The organism is Calothrix sp. UHCC 0171 (genome assembly GCF_034931845.1).
Taxonomy (GTDB): domain Bacteria; phylum Cyanobacteriota; class Cyanobacteriia; order Cyanobacteriales; family Nostocaceae; genus Brunnivagina.
Genome location: NZ_JAYGHN010000004.1, coordinates 71,660 through 89,913 on the forward strand (window position 1 = coordinate 71,660; position 18,254 = coordinate 89,913).

General features: G+C 36.9%; 13 protein-coding genes. 11 read left to right on the top strand and 2 right to left on the bottom strand.

The window, feature by feature from the left end; genetic code table 11:
- Positions 1 to 223 precede the first annotated feature (223 nt).
- The gene (locus tag VB733_RS04860) at positions 224 to 2,434 is read right to left on the bottom strand and encodes a polysaccharide biosynthesis tyrosine autokinase (RefSeq protein WP_323338976.1); all 2,211 of its coding nucleotides are present in this window, start codon (positions 2,432 to 2,434) and stop codon (positions 224 to 226) included.
- A 978-nt stretch (positions 2,435 to 3,412) separates the two neighbouring features.
- Between VB733_RS04860 and VB733_RS04865 the strand changes: the two genes are divergently transcribed.
- The 11 genes from VB733_RS04865 (at position 3,413) to VB733_RS04915 (ending at position 16,246) form a co-directional block, all read left to right on the top strand.
- The gene (locus tag VB733_RS04865) at positions 3,413 to 4,720 is read left to right on the top strand and encodes a glycosyltransferase family 4 protein (RefSeq protein ID WP_323338977.1); all 1,308 of its coding nucleotides are present in this window, start codon (positions 3,413 to 3,415) and stop codon (positions 4,718 to 4,720) included.
- A gap of 266 nt (positions 4,721 to 4,986) precedes the next feature.
- The gene (locus tag VB733_RS04870) at positions 4,987 to 6,804 is read left to right on the top strand and encodes an ABC transporter ATP-binding protein (protein WP_323338978.1); all 1,818 of its coding nucleotides are present in this window, start codon (positions 4,987 to 4,989) and stop codon (positions 6,802 to 6,804) included.
- A 67-nt stretch (positions 6,805 to 6,871) separates the two neighbouring features.
- Complete coding sequence (locus VB733_RS04875) at positions 6,872 to 8,035, top strand: glycosyltransferase (RefSeq protein ID WP_323338979.1); 1,164 nt, start codon at positions 6,872 to 6,874, stop codon at positions 8,033 to 8,035.
- A gap of 13 nt (positions 8,036 to 8,048) precedes the next feature.
- Positions 8,049 to 9,251 (top strand): glycosyltransferase family 4 protein, encoded by a 1,203-nt coding sequence (locus VB733_RS04880; protein ID WP_323338980.1) that lies wholly within the window; start codon positions 8,049 to 8,051, stop codon positions 9,249 to 9,251.
- 47 nt (positions 9,252 to 9,298) lie between these two features.
- Entirely contained in the window at positions 9,299 to 10,483 is a 1,185-nt protein-coding gene (locus VB733_RS04885; protein WP_323338981.1) for a glycosyltransferase family 4 protein, read from the top strand.
- Positions 10,484 to 10,519: 36 nt separating this feature from the next.
- A complete protein-coding gene (locus tag VB733_RS04890) occupies positions 10,520 to 11,791 on the top strand; it encodes a hypothetical protein (protein WP_323338982.1) in 1,272 nt (423 codons plus the stop codon).
- Entirely contained in the window at positions 11,788 to 12,921 is a 1,134-nt protein-coding gene (locus VB733_RS04895; RefSeq protein ID WP_323338983.1) for a glycosyltransferase, read from the top strand. Before VB733_RS04890 ends, VB733_RS04895 begins: the two co-directional genes overlap by 4 nt.
- A gap of 25 nt (positions 12,922 to 12,946) precedes the next feature.
- The gene (locus VB733_RS04900) at positions 12,947 to 14,143 is read left to right on the top strand and encodes a glycosyltransferase (protein WP_323338984.1); all 1,197 of its coding nucleotides are present in this window, start codon (positions 12,947 to 12,949) and stop codon (positions 14,141 to 14,143) included.
- A gap of 7 nt (positions 14,144 to 14,150) precedes the next feature.
- Positions 14,151 to 14,963, top strand: coding sequence for a glycosyltransferase family 2 protein (locus tag VB733_RS04905; RefSeq protein ID WP_416336291.1), 813 nt, complete (start codon positions 14,151 to 14,153; stop codon positions 14,961 to 14,963).
- Positions 14,964 to 15,060: 97 nt separating this feature from the next.
- A complete protein-coding gene (locus tag VB733_RS04910) occupies positions 15,061 to 15,663 on the top strand; it encodes a YdcF family protein (protein WP_323338986.1) in 603 nt (200 codons plus the stop codon).
- The gene (locus tag VB733_RS04915) at positions 15,650 to 16,246 is read left to right on the top strand and encodes a WcaF family extracellular polysaccharide biosynthesis acetyltransferase (RefSeq protein WP_323338987.1); all 597 of its coding nucleotides are present in this window, start codon (positions 15,650 to 15,652) and stop codon (positions 16,244 to 16,246) included. Before VB733_RS04910 ends, VB733_RS04915 begins: the two co-directional genes overlap by 14 nt.
- 189 nt (positions 16,247 to 16,435) lie before the next feature.
- Here VB733_RS04915 and VB733_RS04920 read toward each other — a convergent pair whose 3' ends face one another.
- The gene (locus VB733_RS04920) at positions 16,436 to 17,857 is read right to left on the bottom strand and encodes an NADP-dependent isocitrate dehydrogenase (protein WP_323338988.1); all 1,422 of its coding nucleotides are present in this window, start codon (positions 17,855 to 17,857) and stop codon (positions 16,436 to 16,438) included.
- Positions 17,858 to 18,254 lie beyond the last annotated feature (397 nt).

The following is an 18,254-nucleotide window of genomic DNA, read 5'->3' on the forward strand; positions in this document are numbered from 1 at the left end:
GAAGAATACAGAAGTTATATTCAAAAAAATGCGGTGATGGGGAGATAGAGTGATACGGAAATTTTTAACACCGAGTGTTCGCCAAACTAAACGTCAAACTAAAATTGACGGGTTGAGATTGCCTACTAGAAGCAGGGACGCAGATATTTTTACCCCACTCAATTTTGAATGAAGCTTGAGTAATATAAATCCTGTTTCACTCTTGATTCCTAAGACTAACTCCTTAATATTCCTCCACGGGAGTTTGTTCAACTTGATAGTAATAGTAATGGTTATTAATTAAATCATTTTTAACACGGTTTGCGACCATTCCTAATACTGGAATTTGCGACATTCTCAATCCATCCAGAGTTTGTTGAATTGTATCTCGCTCAGTGGAACCCATACCAACAACAAGAACAAGACCATCAGTATAAGATGCCAACAAACTCGCATCAGCAAGTCCAGTGAGAGGAGGTGCATCATAAATGACCAAATCAAATGCTTCGTTCATCTCCACCATGAACTGTCTCATTTTGCGAGATGATAGAAGTTTAGTTGGATCGGGTGGTGTTGGTCCTGCGGTGATAACAGTCAAATCACTCATAGCAGGCAAATGTCCCATTGCTTGTTCTAGCGTTGCAGAACCAGAAATAAAACTGCTTAATCCTTGATGGTTGTTTTGTGATGCCAGATTATGGATATTCGGGCGACGCATATTCGCGTCAACAAGTAGAACTTTTTGTCCCATTGCACATGCAGTTAATGCCAAGTGAAAAGCTAAAGTCGATTTTCCATCACCAGGTAATGCTGAACTCACAACCAATGAACGAATTTGGCGATCGCAATTCAATAGTTGAATATTGGTATACATTACCCGCAGTGCTTCCAAGAACTTAGATGATTCATCTTGATAAAGAAAGTCATAGGATGCAGGTGGTAATTGCCTTTGGTTAGTATTTCCAGCTAGTTTGGGATGATTGGATGCTGCCAGACTTGTAGAATAGCTCTGTTTTTTTTGCAGCTTTCTCTGAAATGGGATTGTCCCTAATAATGGTAATCTCAGTTTTTCTTTGAGTGAGTCTACCGAACGGAAAGTTGTATCCAACTTTTCCATGACTAGGGCAGCACTGACTCCTAATAGAGTACCTGCAACCAATCCTAATATTCCATTGCGCTTGGGATTTGGTGAAACAGGTTCTTTTTGCAGAGTAACTGCTTGGACTAACTGCCAAGGTGTTTCCTTTTGTGCTACATCAATTTTTAATGTTTCTCGAGTCGTCAAAAATCGATTCAAGCTATCAGTTGCAACCTGGAGTTTACGCTGAAGTTCAGTATACTGTCGAGCTAAAACTGGTAATTCTTTGACTTGACGGTCTAATACTAGCTGACTTTCATTAATTTTCTGTTTCTGCTGCTCTAAACTTTGAATTTCGTTCACAGCTTCAGATATTCTAATCGTCAGAACTCGCGTCGCTTCTTCTTGCAATATAGGCAGCATATTTTGCCGCTTCTCTCGCAAGACTTCAATCATGTCAGTGTCATCCCTAAAACGAGTTCTTTCTTTGGCTATTTCTGCCTCTACTTGCCGAATTTGAGTCACTACCTGCTTATACACATCAGCATCCCGTAATACAGCTTGCCCTCCTTCTGTTGTCTGTAATCTTGTATATTCTGCACGTGCTTTTGCCAAGCGCTGCTCTACACCTATTTTTTGCTCTGCCAAAAGTCTGAGCTGATTGGTAATTTGCTCCTGTTGAGCTTCAGGATTAATGAAATTATTGTTTTGTCGGAAAAATTGCAATTGCTTTTGGAGATTATCAACCCGCGTTTGCATTCCCTTAAGTTCTCGCTCAACAAAATTTAAGCCTTGGCGCAAGCTTGTTTGCCTATTTTCGCGGCTGTAATCTAAATATACAGATGTCAGTTTGTCAAGAACTTTCTTAATTTCAGATTGATTGCTACTTTTGTAGCTGACTTCAATAATTTTAGTTTCTCCAACTCGATTAATACTCAATTTTTCCAGCAGATTTTCTCTATCTATCTCTGGATATGAAACTTGCAATTGCCGAATCGCATCTTTCATAAATTCAGGACTCTTGAGAACCTGAATTTGTGTTTCATAGTCGAACTCAGACTTTTGTCCGTTTTCTTCTTTCGAGGATGTCACCTTGGACAAGCTAGTGTCATCCTTCACAGGTTCAACTAAAACCTGAAATTTTCCTTCGTATATAACCTCCTGCTTCAATGTCATTGCCATGACACCACCGACAACAGTCGTACTTACCCCTAACACAACAAATGCTCGTCGCCGCATCACACCAAAAAAATCGCGCAAACCTTGGTCTTCTTGTGATTCAGTGATGACAGAGGGTTGGCTGTGCAAAATTAGAGGTGACTGACCTTTTCCATTTTGCGAGTAGAAAGCTGATGATGAATTCTCGAATGTATTCATAGGTTTGGTCGCAGCAAGGTTTTGTATATAACGTTTTGTTGGTTGGAGTGTTTAAGTCAATAGTGCCTGCTTAGATAAGACAATCAAGATTTGCAACCAGTTATGTTTTGTCAGTTTTACTGTGCTTCCTGTGGAAATATTGCTCTTAAAAAATTGCTTCTTTAGATTTCCTTAAGAAGGATTACATAACTTGTTCTCGGTATAAATTTACTTTCCGGAATATTTTGACTAAATCTAGTTGCAAATACTTATATAGTAGATGTATGATGTGTTTTGTAAAAAAAACTACCTAAATTCTACAACTCAACTACATGTAGATAACTAAATTTACAATAACTTTATCTTTAACGTTTAAGTATTTTTAAGTTAAAAGTATTCAAAAATGCTTTTAGTCTAAGTAAAAGCATTTGTAATCAAGCTTGCTCATATTGTTCATATATTTAGAATTTCTTGTATTAAGTCTGTTCAGCATCTTTGAGCGATCTGTATCATAATAATCGAGTTTGTGTATCTAAGCACATATAAATATTTTGTAGTTAGAATTTAAAATCTTTTTATAATTTACGGACTATCTATAAAGTTTAAGTGAATTATGTACGTGTAATCAATCAGACTTTGATTAATGGTTTACATTTAGATACGGAAGTGATGGTCATAATCATGCTAAATAATCCTGAAATAAGTTTCTCCAAGTGGTGAAAATTTTGGGAAAAAGCGACCAACTCGCGAATAATATACAGTACAGTCCTAAGTAATAAATGCTGTATTGAATACATACCAGATTGCATTGAGAAAGTAAGCAATGCCAAATACTACTTTGAGTTTGCTTGCTGAACGGGTCTTTAAACCAGAGACGTATCTACCTACCACCTAATCATTCCTCGTTTGACATTCATTAGTCAATCGAAAACCTCGTGCTGCGGATTAAGTGCATTGCAACTGCACGACGACAGGAAAAACCTCAGGAGGATAGATAACTTGGCTTTAAGTGAAGAAGGTAGAAGGTTGCTGCAAAACGAATTTACTGCGTTTGAGGCAAAAAATCAGAGGGCAAAGACAACAGAGCAGGCAATAAAACTGTCTGTAATCACTCAATACTTCCCCCCAGATTATGCTGCTACTGGGCAGTTAGTCGAGGAATTAGTACATGAACTCGCGACTCTGGGGGTAGATATTGAAGTATTTACAGGTCAGCCAGGTTATGCATTTGGGACTACAAATGCACCTGCAATAGAAAAAAATGGTCGAGTCAAAATTAAGCGATCGCGTACTAGTCAGATGTTTCCTGGAAGGATTCGTGGTAAGGCATTGAATGGAGTGATGTTTTTTGTACGATCGCTTTCCCATTTAATTCGTCATTCTCGTAGTCATAATTTATTGCTTGTGACTACAGCACCACCGTTCCTACCATTGATTGGTTATTTAGCACACCTACTTTTAGGTATATCTTATGTCTGCATCCTTTATGATTTATATCCAGATATTGCAGTAGCACTAAATGTAATTCCCAAACATCATTTCATTAGTCGCTTTTGGATGGCTATTAACCGTCAGGTATGGCGGAATGCGAAGGGCTTAATTGTATTAAGTCCAGATATGAAAAAGCATGTGGTGAATAACTGTCCAGAAGTTGCCAATAAGATTACTGTGATTCATAGTTGGGCTGATTCAGATTTGATTGTACCCATACCCAAAAAATATAACTGGTTTGCTTGGAAACATGACTTAGTCGATAAGTTCACTGTTCTGTATTCTGGAAATATGGGTCGATGCCACGACATGGAAACAATTCTGGAAGCCGCCAAAGACCTCCAAGATGAACCAATTCACTTTTTGTTTGTTGGTGGTGGGGCGAAAGGCAAAATCCTCAAAGAGGAGGTGAAACGCTTAGGATTACACAATATTGCATTCTTGCCCTATCAAAACAAAGAAGATTTACCCTATTCTTTGACAGCTTGCGATGTTTCGCTGGTGAGTGTAGACAAAGGAATGGAAAACTTAGTCGCACCTAGTAAGGTATACGGGGCACTAGCAGCCGGACGACCGATGGCAGTTATTTGTCCACAGCATTCATACTTGCAGAACATGATGACAGAGGTTAACTGCGGTGGAGCCTTTGAGAATGGAGACAGTCGGGGACTAGCTGATTTTCTCAGTCATTTGAGTCGCGACAAACATCTGGCGGAAAAAATGGGTACAGCTGCACGAAATTATATGCAATCCAACTTTACTTGTGAAATTATTGCTAAACAATACTTAGAAGTATTACGTCGGAGTGTTTTATGAAACAATCAAACTAATTACTTATGATCCACTCGGAATGTGATTAGTGAATGGCTTGAGAATTAGAGCGATCAATCTTTACTTTCTTGATGATGATTATTATTTGCTCGATATAAATAACCAAAATAATTCTAATTCCAAGTCTTTATCTCTAATTTGTGAATTATTTTGAATAATCTCGAAAGATATACATAATCAATTACGTCTTGCTCTTATTCAATATTTTATAACTAATCCCATTCTCTCTCTTTATTTTCTTCGTAATGTTTATGTCTCAAATAACTACAAAAATTATCTTTCAATTTATAAAGCCTTTCTGGAATATTGCAGCTAAAGCTGTATTTCTAGCTTTAATTGTTTCGATTTTGGAAATTATTACTGTTATATTAGTGATGCCTCTAATTCAAAGTTTAGCTAGTAGTAGTAATAGTACTAATACTAGTCAAGCTCAAAAAGGTTTAGAAGGTGTAATGAGCTTATTTTCGCATCTTCCTCAAAATTGGCAGATATGGGCAATCACCATAAGTTTTTTAGTATTAACAATATTAAAAAATTTATCTCGCTATTTCTCTTATCTAAATATTCGTCAATTTCAACTAAGTGTTGGTTTGCATCTGCGCCAACTATGTACCCAAAGATTTTTAGATTTGGAACTATCATTTTATAATCAGACTAACTTAGGAGAAATACTTAGTTATGTAAACGAACAAGCACAACGTAGCGAAGTTCTTTCATCTTATATTATTGAGATTATTAGTGAAGTATTATTTATATCAGGATTGACAGTATTACTAATTAGCTTATCGCCAATTATGACAGTTGTGACTATTTTGAGTTTAGTGACTCTAGTTCCTGTTCTGAAAATAGTTATGAATGCAGTTCAAAAATATGGTAGAAACTCAGCAAAATCAATTGAGAACTTCTCTATTTTTATTACAGAATTAGTAAGTGGAATTCGTGTAGTCAAGTCTTTTAATGCAGAGTACCGGGAAATTAATCACGTAAATCAACTACTAAAAGAAAGACATCAGCAAGAGATGCAAGCTTATAAGTATGATTCGATTGTTGTACCGATAACCGAAACTATTGGAATTATTGTTTTACTAATTATAATTGGAGTTGGGACTAGTGTTGAAGCAACGTCTAGAAATTCAACTTTACCATTTTTGTTAACTTATACATTAGCTTTATTACGAATTCTCCCTCGAATTAATCATCTGAACGGGATGCGATCGCATATATCGTTATTATCGGGAAGTGTAGAAGCAATTTATGACTTTTTAAATCGTACTGCTGATTTGAGTTTACCCGATGGCAAAAAAATATACAAAGGATTGCAATCAAGCTTAAGTTTGGAAAATGTCACCTTTACTTTTCCTTCTAACTCAAGTCCTACTTTAAATGGGATGAGTTTACAAATTGAAAAAGGTAAAACAACTGCTTTAGTTGGTACTTCTGGTAGTGGTAAATCCACATTGGTAGATTTGGTAATGAGGTTTTACGACCCTGATTATGGCTGTATTAAAATTGATGGAATAGACCTCAGAGAAATACAACGTCATTCTTGGCGAAATGGGATTGCAATGGTAAGTCAAGATACTTTTTTATTTCATGCAACGGTACTAGAAAATATTGCTTACGGATATCCAGATGCAACTGAATTAGAAATTATCAATGCCGCAAAAAAAGCTTATGCCTATGAATTTATTCAAGAATTGCCACAGGGTTTCGCAACAATTGTGGGAAATAGGGGAGCTAGACTTTCTGGAGGACAACGCCAAAGAATTGCGATCGCCAGAGCAATCTTACGCGATCCAGAGATACTGATATTAGATGAAGCAACTAGTGCTTTGGACTCGACATCAGAGAAAATTGTGCAAAAAGCAATTGAAGAAGTCAGTCGCGATCGAACTGTAATTGTAATTGCTCATCGTCTTTCAACAATTGAAAAAGCAGACAAAATTGCCGTAATTTCTCAAGGTAGAGTTATCGAAGAAGGAAATCATCGAGAATTATTAGAAATTAAGGGAAAGTATTGGTCTTTATACCAATCACAGGTGTCTAATACTGAAATACAACTACGGTAGATTATATCTACAAAAAAACTAAATTGTCAATTCTACATCAAACGAAAAAATTGTATTCTTACTAGCTATGCAATTAAAAGCAACAAATAATAATAGTAAAGTTTTATTCTACTGTGGTGGTTTTGCACCAGTGGGAGGGATAGAAACTTTTGGAAAAAATCTTCTAATTTATCTTCAGAGCAAAGGCTTTGATTGTACATTACTTTGTTGGGGACAATTTTCGCCATTACTGGAAGTTATACAACAAGAACAAGTAAAAATAGTTCGTATTCCTTGGCGTTGGGGTTGTAATTTAAATTTACCAGATTGGATACTATTACCTTGGGGAATTGAGGAAATTAAAAAGGCAGATATTGTCATTTTAGGCAAGCTATTTCCATTAAAGATATTACAAAAGATGCGACTTGCTGCTAACAAAAATACAAAATTTGTTTACATTACTGCCCATAGACATTTATTGCCAGAGAATCTTACACAGAGAAATATACTTAGAGAAACACTAAATTTATTTGATATGATTCTGGTACAATCTTCTACATTTGTGCAAGATTTGCAGGATATTGCTTATCAAGGAATTATTGAAGTTATACCTCTGATTCCTCAAGAGTCTAAAAGATTAGAAGCATTACCGATGTATTCAGAGATAAAAATTGGGTTTTTAGGTCGATTAGTTAAGGAGAAGAATGTTCATTTACTATTAGAATCATTCCAGTATTTACAATCTCTATATAATCCTAAATTTCAGAAAAATACAGACAATAATAGCCGAGTCAGCTTACATATTTTTGGTGATGGCTATCAGCGTCAAGAACTTGAAAAATTTGCTGAAAAATTAGGGGTTAGAGATGATGTGATATTTCACGGTAATGTTCCTAATCATCAAGTTGGAGATGCGATCGCTGAATGTCATCTGTTTGCTTTTACATCTCGTTCAGAGGGACAATGTCTTGCCGCATTAGAAATTTTAGCTGGTGGTCGTCCAATTATCGCCACAAATGTCGGTGCATTCTCAGAAATTTTAAGCGATTCCCGCTTGGGTAAATTAGTTGAATTTGCAAATGCTGAAAACTATGCCTATGGGCTTCTAGATATCATCAATTTGATACATAAACAGGTAATTTCTCCGGAAGTAATTCGTTCCACTTACCTAGAAAGATACGATGCCGAAAAATTAGGTGATCGCTATATAAAAATAATCAATTCTCTTTGCATTCCCGTCTGTCAAAAGTAAGGATATATCGTCAGTGAAACGGTTTATTAGCATTCAAAACGGCGCACGTCGTAACTACGCGATACCAATAATTTTACAACAGGCAGGACTGCTAGAAGCTTTTTATACTGACCTTTGTGCAAATTCTGGTATCGGGAGAATATTAGATAGATTTTGTCCTGATTTTGTTAAAAATGATGCCTTAAATCGTTTGCTAAATCGCCGAGTTCCCTCATTAATTCAAGATAAAGTACATACTTTTGACCTAGTGGCTTTACGATATTTAGCTAGACAAAAATTAGCTGGAAATAATACAGTCAAGCAATATCAATCGTTGTTCGCTTCTAATCATGAATTTGGACAAGCAATGATACGAAAAGGCTTAGGAAAGGCGACACATATTTATTCCATGTTTGGGGAAGGTACAGACTTTTTAGAATATGCAAAACAAAAGCAGATCAAAATATTTACTGAGATTTATATCTCACCAATAATTCATACTATTGTTCAAAGAGAGAGAGAAGAATTTCATGATTTAGAACCATTAATGGCACAGAAAATTATTGAGCAAGATTATACTTCTTTCCAGAGATTCATTAATCTTACAGATATATTTATCGTGCCATCATCATTTGTAGTCAAAGGGTTACAAGAATTTGGAGTATCTCCAGAAAAATGTCAAATAGTACCTTATGCTGTGGGAGATTCTTGGTTTAAGCTGAAAAATAATCCCCAAAAAAATAGGATTTTATTTGTTGGAACAGCCGAACTTCGTAAAGGGATTCATATTTTGGGAATGGCTGCAAAAAAACTCAGTCATCGTAACTATGAATTTCGAGTCGCTGGAGGAGTTTCTGATATTATTCGTAATCATAAATTGACAGAAAAAATAAATTTTGTCGGTAGAGTACCTAGAAGTCAAATTCACCAAGAATTTATGCAAGCAGATATTTTTGTGCTACCGACTTTAGTTGAAGGTTCTGCGGAAGTTGTTTATGAAGCTTTAGCAGCAGGTTTACCAGTCATTACTACAGAAGCTGCTGGTTCTGTAATTAGAGATGGAATTGAAGGATTTATTATTCCCGAACGTAATTCCGAAATATTAGCAAATCGAATTGAAGAACTTCTAGAAAATCGAGAATTACGCGATCGCATGGCGATTGCTGCGAGAGAGAGGGCGAAAGACTTTACTTGGGATAAATATGCTGAAAGGGTTATAAATGTTGTGAATTCATAATCAAATAGTTGAGGTAACTTTCAATCAAATTAAGAGGAGAATTAAGGATGATGACTAAGAATATTATTAGTGAAAAAATGATGAGTAAACAACTGAAAGTTCTGCATATTTGTCAATCTGATGATCCAGCAACAGGTGGTGCAGTTCGAGTTGCTGTTGAGTTTACTAAACGTTTACCAGAATGTGGAGTAGATGCTCATTGTTTGTTTGTTTATGGAAAACCGGGTTTGTTTCAATCGGAATTAAAAAATCGTGCTCATTATTTAGGTATTGCTAACTCCAATGATGTTTGGAAGTTTGGACGTTTGCTTGAATTTATTCGCAAATTTAAACCCGATATTATTCACCATCATGATGGTTTGTTGTGGTGTCATCTACTAACATTTTTTCATTTTGGTGCAGTAAAAATCTCCCATGGTCATTTAAGTGCAACTGATAGATCGATATTTTCGCGGGCTATTTTTGCACAGAATATACAACGTTTATCTACCGACTTATTAATTTGCGTTGCTGAACATACTCGCTCTAGTCTAGTGAACCAAGGAGGCTATCAAACACAGCGTACTAGTGTTCTTTATAATGGCGTAAATCGCGACCGCTTTACTCCTGCGACAGAAAGTCAACGATTCACTGCTCGCAAACAATTTGGTATTCCTGATAATGTCTATGTAGTGGGTTTTGTCGGTCGTCTCCACTGCGGAATGAAAGGAACTGATGATTTTTTGAAAGTTATTAGCCTCTTACCATCAAATTATTATGCTTTGGTCGTTGGTACTGGTAGCGATGCGGAATTGTTAAAAAAATTAGCTGTAAATTTGAGAATTAGCGATCGCGTCATTTTTACCGGAATAGTTGATAACACTGTTACTGCTTATCATGCTTTAGATGTTTTAGGTTTTACCTCTCATTACGAAGAATTGAGTTTAGTAATAGGGGAAGCAATGGCTTGTAAAGTACCCATTGTAGGGTTTTCTTGCACTGGAGGAGTCAATGAAATCCTTCGTCCTGATACAGCTTATCTTTTCCCTAATCGAGACTTGCAAGCAATGGCAAAGGGAATTATCCAAACTATTGCCTATCCACAGAACTGGCAACAACGGTATCAGAATATTGAGTCTTTATTACAACAAAATCACGATTGGCGAAATAACACGCGAAAATTAGTGAATTTATATCAGCAAACTTGCTCTCATTCTAACTTTTTAGTCAAAAATGAAAGAGCTACTATCTAAAATATAAAATTCACAATACATTTGTAGCTAATGTTTATGGCAGAACTTTATCTTTATCTATTTATCTTTATTTGTGCAGGATTATTGATTTGGGGGTTAGTGAGTCCTGAAAGGGTTTATCAATACCCATTTTTTATGGGGGGTATTATTATTTCCTTCATTTTACCCCAGGCGATCGCATTATTTAATAACCCTTTACTACCAAACCAAGAAGCTTTAGAAAGGGTATTATTAATGTGCTGTTTATGTGCAGCAATGTGTTGGTTTGGTTATCAATTACCAATCAATCGTAAATTTGTTAGTAGTTTTGATGCACATTTTGACGATAAAAAAATGATGTATGGAGGAATTGTTTTTACAATTATTGGTTATATTGCGACAATTCTTATCAATCTGCAACCGGAATCAGTGCGAGCAAATACTCAGTGGACTGGTATTATTACTATTTATTTTTTCTTTAGTGGGTTGATATATCCTGGTTTTAGTATTTTTTTATTATCAGCTTTAAAACGTCCAACATTCATCAAATTTGCTTTGACTGCTTTTGCTGCGGCTATTCCCATCCAAACAATTATTCTTTATGGAAGACGGGAAGTTACAGCAACATTTATTCTGAGTATTGGACTTTCGATTTGTTTTTTTCGCCGTTATGTACCACCTCGCTGGTTAGCAGTAGGTTTTATTATCCTAGCTCTATTTGCCATTCCTTTAATTGGTGAATATAGAACTATTGCAAAGTCTGGTAATTGGGAACAACTGTGGCAATTAAAACCAGTTGAGAACCTCCAAAACTTTGTCATGAAGGGTAAAAATTTAGAATTAAGAAATGCAGCATTACTTATGGATGCAGCAGTAAAAAATAGCCAATATGGATTTGGAACACAATATTGGGACTCCGTGATATTTCAATTTGTACCTGCCCAATTTCTCAGCGCTGAGTTTAAGAATAATCTACAATTTAAAATGTCTGAATATGATACTAAAAGCTTGTATGGTTACACAATCCCAGTAGGAACAACAATTACAGGTATTGGAGATTCATTTACTCAATTTGATTATTTAGGATGTATGTTTTTTGTCTTTGTTGCTTATATATTTAAAAATCTCTGGATAGCTGCCATCCATAAAAATAGTCTGGGTGCTCAACTTTTTTACATTAGTTTATTTTCGCCAGCTATGTTATCAATAACGCATGGAACAACGAAATTTTTTGCAGATTTATTATTTAGATTAATTTTTATGGGAGGATTGCTTGTTTTTGCAAGAGTCAAAACACCTCAGTTTAAGCAATTTCGAGTAAATATATGACATTAAAAATTGCGATTATTTTTTGTAATTACGGGCCTTATCATTTAGCTAGATTAGAAGGCTTTTTTCAGCATTGTCTGCAAAAAAAATGGCAAGTTATAGGTATTGAATTAGCCAGAAATGAAGCTGAGTACCCTTGGGAAACACAAACAGAAAAATTCCCTTGCCCAATTATCTCAGTTATTCGCGATCGCACTCTGGAAACTGCGGGAATAAATTTACTTGGTCGCAAGTTAATTAGTGTTCTCAATCAAGCCCGTCCTGATGTTGTTGCTATTGCTGGCTATGCCCATCCCGGAATGTTGTTGGCACTGTTGTGGTGTATGTGGTATCGCAAAGGTACTATTCTTTTTTCGGAGACTGCGGAGAATGATGGCTCGCGTTCCTGGTGGAAAGAAAAGTTGAAGAGCTTGATTGTGAGGCGCTATCATGCCGCTCTAGTTGGTGGACAACCGCATAAACGCTATACTATCAAACTTGGAATGCCTGCGGATGCTGTATTTTGTGGCTATGATGTTGTTGGGAATGATATTTTTCATACCGACTACATTCAAGCTTTACCTCGTCCGCTTACAAAGCCTTTTTTATTAGCAATTAATCGATTTGTTCCTAAGAAAAACTTACCATCTCTCATTTCTGCCTATGCTACTTACCGTCAGTTAGCTGGTAAGAATGCTTGGGATTTAGTGCTTTGTGGTGATGGTAAATTGCGTCCAGAGATTGAGCAACAGATTAACTCATTTAAGTTACAAAATTGTGTGCATCTACCTGGATTTCTCCAACAAGAGCAACTATTACCCTACTTTGCCCATGCTGGTTGTTTCGTCCATGCTAGTTTTCAAGAAGAGTGGGGACTAGTAGTTAATGAAGCCATGGCAGCAGGTTTGCCAGTGATCGTTTCTAAATGCTGTGGTTGCTTTGAAGATTTGGTCATCGAAGGAGTCAATGGGTTTGGTTTTGACCCGAAAAATGCTTCTGAACTAGTCCAATTATTACTCAAAATTACCTCAGATGAAATAGACCGTAAGGCAATGAGTCAAGCTTCACTCCAACATATCCAAAAATTCTCTCCCGCATACTTTGCCCAAGGTTTAAGTCAAGCAGTTGATTATGCTCTGACTCATCGTTAAGGGATATTCATTAAATATTGAAAAGATGTTCAAACAATTAAAAATTTTAGTTGTAATTCCTGCGCTTGGAAGTAATTATGGTGGACCTTCCAAATGTGTCATTGAATTAGTAGAATCCCTTGCTAATGCTGGAGTTACTATTGATATTGTCACAACCAATGCCAATGGTTCAGAAGAACTCAATGTACCTCTACAAACTTGGGTGACTCACCATAATTATCGCATCCAATACTTCCCTTACCTAAAAACAGGTGATTATAAATTCAGTTTTTCTCTAACTCGATGGTTGTATAAACATGTTAGTGATTACGATTTAGTACATACAAATGCACTATTTTCCTATCCTGTTTTACCAGCTCATTGGGCTTGTCAGATGCGGGGAGTTCCTTACATGATGACACCACATGGAATGTTAGAACCTTGGGCACTAGCTTACAAAGCCGATAAGAAACGTCTTTATTTTTCATTTCTGGAAAAACCGGCATTGGAACGTGCCAGTGCTATCCAAATGCTGGCATCATCGGAAGCAAAATCGATCACACAACTTAACTGCAAAACTCCAATATATATTATCCCCAATGGTATTCATCATCATGATTTTGTCCCACTATCCAACCCGGCAATATTTTGGAATGAATTTCCCCAAACTCGCGATCGCAAATTAATTATTTTCTTAGGTCGTATTGATCCCAAAAAAGGTTTGGACTTACTCGCGAATGCTTTTAAACAAGTTAGACATCAGTTTCCCGATAGCCATTTAATTATTGCTGGGCCAGATAATACAGGTTTTTTAGAAACTGTTCGAGGTTATTTTGATGAAGTTGGCTGTTTGGATGCTGTGACTTTTACAGGAATGCTCACTGGTGCAATCAAATATGCAGCTTTAGCTGCTGCTGATATTTACATTGCACCTTCATACTCCGAAGGTTTTAGCGTTTCTGTATTAGAAGGTATGGCTTCAGGACTGCCTTGTATCATTACGACTGGTTGCAATTTCCCGGAAGCTGGAGAAGCTGAAGCTGCTTACATTGTTGATATTAGTCCAGATTCTATTACTGATGCATTGATTGCTTGTTTAAGCAATCCCCAACAATCAAAATTAATGGGCGATCGCGCTCGTAAATTAATCCTTGAAGAATATACTTGGAACCGCATTGCCGCCAACTTAATTCAAGTTTATCAATCCATTCTCAACCAACAGCAATCTTGCCAACATGCTTGAATCAAACATCCTTGAATGTATCACGCCTTTAATTCTTACTTATAATGAAGCTCCGAATATCAGTCGGACTCTAGAGCAATTGACATGGGCAAAACGTATAGTCGTAATTGATAGCTATAGTACCGATGATACACTACATATTTTGCGATCATATCCTCAAGTGGAAATTTTTAAACGTAAATTTGATACTCATACTTTACAGTGGAATTACGGTTTAGAAAGAGTTAACAGTGAATGGGTTCTTTCCCTTGATGCAGATTATATTCTTTCAAAAAAGCTAGTAGAAGAAATTAAATGTATTTCACCCCAAACTGATATCGATGGTTATTTTATCAATTTTGAGTATTGTGTTTTTGGTAAACCATTGCGGGGAACTATATTACCTCCGCGTCAAGCATTATTTCGTAAATCAAAATCTATTTATATAGATGATGGTCACACCCAATTATTAGAAGTCAGAGGTAAACAAGATACATTAAAAAATAGTATTTACCACGATGACCGTAAACCACTCAGTCGTTGGTTATGGGCACAAGACCGTTATATGCTGATTGAAATCAAAAAATTATTAGAAACACCGACACAAGAGTTAAGTTTAGGCGATAAAATTCGCAAGCAAAAGTACATTGCCCCATTGATTATATTTTTTTACTGTCTAATTCTTAAAGGTGGAATTTGGGATGGGAAGGCTGGTTGGTATTACGCATATCAACGTATGTTAGCTGAAATATTATTATCCATTAGATTAATAGAGTCTGAAAATCCCAATAGAATAATTAGTAAACCAGCACAATATTCATTATCTACAAATGTCAAATAAATAATTAGATTTACTTGAATATCAAATCCGAATGAGCATACTTATGTTTCTTGATTAGTTTTGCTGATAATCATCTACTTGAATCAATAATACAGATATGTTAAGAGTGAGAAATTTAAGTTATTGGACTAAAAAATATGGAATTTTATTTTTCACAGGTTTTATTATCTTTTTAGTATCTATTATTCCACTGCGTCTTTATATCACCTCTTTGCAAGCACCCCAACCGCAAGCAATCCTAACACTTGGAGGTGAAACTGAACGTGAAGTCTACACCGCAAACTTTGCCAAATATTATCCGGAATTGGAAATTTGGGTTTCCACTGGAATTGTACCTCAAGAAGCACGTACAATTTTTCAGACCGCAGGTATAGCAGATAGTCGCCTTCACCTTGATTATCAGGCTATCGACACTGTGACAAATTTTACGACTCTAGTAGAAGAATTCAAAAAGCGGAAAATCCAGCATTTATACTTGATTACATCAGACTTTCACATGCCCAGAGCAAAAGCGATCGCAACTTTTGTTCTCGGTAGTCAAGGTATTATTTTCACCCCTGTGTCAGTTCCTTCCCACCAACCCAAAGAATCTAAATTGCGTATTCTTCGTGACAGTGGTCGCTCAATCCTCTGGATTATCACAGGTCGTACTGGCGCTAGTCTGAAAACTCGTCAACAGAATTTATATGCGTTTAAATAATTATAGCACTGGTCATTACAGCCCTGGGGCACCTTTATGGAAACAAATATTATGGTATTTTATTGGTTCACCTCTGGTTGAAAATCATTGGCTACCTGTATCTCATCTCAAAGTATTTATCCTGCGATTATTTGGTGCCAAAATTGGTCAAGGAGTGCGGATTAAACCAGGAGTTAGAGTTAAGTTTCCTTGGCGTTTAATTATTGGTAATTATGTTTGGATTGGTGAGGATGCTTGGATTGACAACATTGCCACTGTGATAATTGAAAGTCATGTTTGTATTTCTCAAAATGTATATCTTTGTACTGGAAATCATGACTGGAATCACCCAGATTTTTTGCTTATTCCTGCCCCAATTCATATTCAAGAAAGTAGTTGGATTGCAGCAAAATCAGTAATTGGACCTGGTGTCACTGTTGGTAAAGGCGCAGTATTGACACTAGGAGGAGTTGCAGGAAAGTCGTTGGAACCAATGACAGTGTATGCAGGAAACCCCGCAGCCCCCATTAAGGAGCGTAAGTTAGGAATTTTAAGTAATATGAATCATATATGTCCGGTTGGACTTAGAGACGCGGGGACTTAGAGACACGGGGACTTAGAGACGCGGGGACTTAGAGATGCGGGGACTTCAGAGATGCGGGGACGTGGAGAAATCGTAATTGTAAGTGATTAGGCGAATATAATAACACTCTATCTCCCCATCTCCGCGTCTATTTTATCCCCGTGATTTAGGAGAACCTGACATGACTCCTAACCCCTACATTTCCCTACTTTATGTAAAAGACTTAATTATTGCCTCGGCAAACTCCGAACATTTTAACTCTTTTACCGGTGGTTCCATTAATCTAGCTAAATCGTAAGTGACTTTGCCTTGGGCGATCGCAGAACCTAAGCCTTTTTTAATTAAGTCGGCTGCCTCTTGCCAACCCATATATTCCAGCATCATTACGCCAGATAATATGACTGAGCCAGGATTGATTTTATCTAAACCTGCATGTTTAGGTGCGGTTCCGTGGGTGGCTTCAAATATTGCACAGGCATCACCAATATTTGCCCCTGGTCCCATTCCCAAACCACCAACGATGGCTGCTGCCGCATCCGATAAATAATCTCCATTCAGGTTCATAGTTGCCAAGATGGAATATTCATCGGGACGGGTTTGGATTTGTTGGAAGATACTATCGGCAATGCGATCGTTTACCATGATTTTATCTTTCCATTTGCCCTCACCGTGGGTTGACCAAATTGTATTAAGAACTGTTTCAACTTCCTTGACAATTTGTGTTTTCTTTTCTTGAGTTAAGTTATCAAAACCAGGGTCAATTTTTCGGGCATTATCTTCTGAAGAAATATTGGGATTTTTTTCTTTATTTTCTAAAATCCAAGATTCCCTTTCCGTGACACATTCGTTGCGAAACTCACTGGTTGCGAGTTCGTAACCCCAATCGCGAAATGCACCTTCGGTATATTTCATGATGTTGCCTTTGTGTACCAAAGTCACCATTTGCTTGGCTTTTGGTAGTGTCAAAGCATGTTTCATGGCTCGACGTACTAGACGTTGCGAACCTGTTTTACTAATGGGTTTGATCCCAATACCCGCATCAAGGGGAATTTGTTTTTTGCCATGTTCAGGAGTTGCGGGAATCAGTTCTTCGTTCAGGAGTTTAATTAATTTAGTACCGATTTCGCTACCTTGCTTCCATTCAATCCCCAAATATATATCTTCAGTATTTTCGCGATAAACAATTACATCAAGTTTTTCTGGGGACTTGTGGGGGGAAGGGGTTCCGGCATAGTAACGGCAGGGACGTACGCAAGTATAAAGGTCAAATATTTGACGTAATGCCACATTTAAAGAGCGAATCCCACCGCCCACGGGTGTAGTCAGTGGTCCTTTGATGGCGATACCATATTCTGCGATCGCGGTCAGTGTGTCTTGAGGTAAATACTGATATGTTCCGTATAAATCGCAAGCTTCATCGCCCGCGTAAACTTTGAACCAGCTAATCTTGCGTTTACCTTTGTACGCAGATTCGACTGCTGCATCTAATACTTTCTGTGTAGCGGGCCAGATATCAATTCCCGTACCGTCTCCTCTAATAAAGGGAATAATTGGGTTATCGGGAACAATTGGTTCACCGTTTTTGAAAGTAATTTTTTCTCCCGTCGTTGGGGGGGTAATTTTTTCGTACATCTACAATATTCTCCTGATATCTTTGCCGCAACACAATATTTCCCAGGTTTACTAAGGCTGGGAGGATAAAATCTTTAATTTTGGGTAAACGCAGATTTTCTAAATCTAAAATTTGCCAAACTTATTCTTACATAGTCATGAAGCGCAGAGATACTATTATTCAGCAAGTACATCTCAAACATGAAAATTCGGCTCAAATTAAATATTAATTAAGCCTGAAGAGATTATATAACAGGATGCTAGTTTTTGATTAATTGCTTATTTGCTGATGAATTGGGGAGTTTTAAGTTCTGGTTCCTCTCCTGGGCTAAGAGTTACACCCAAGTGCAGTAGTAGCCACGGTATAATTCGGTTAGGCTCCCAATCTTATTTTGCCCTCAACTCACGAAATTTTCGA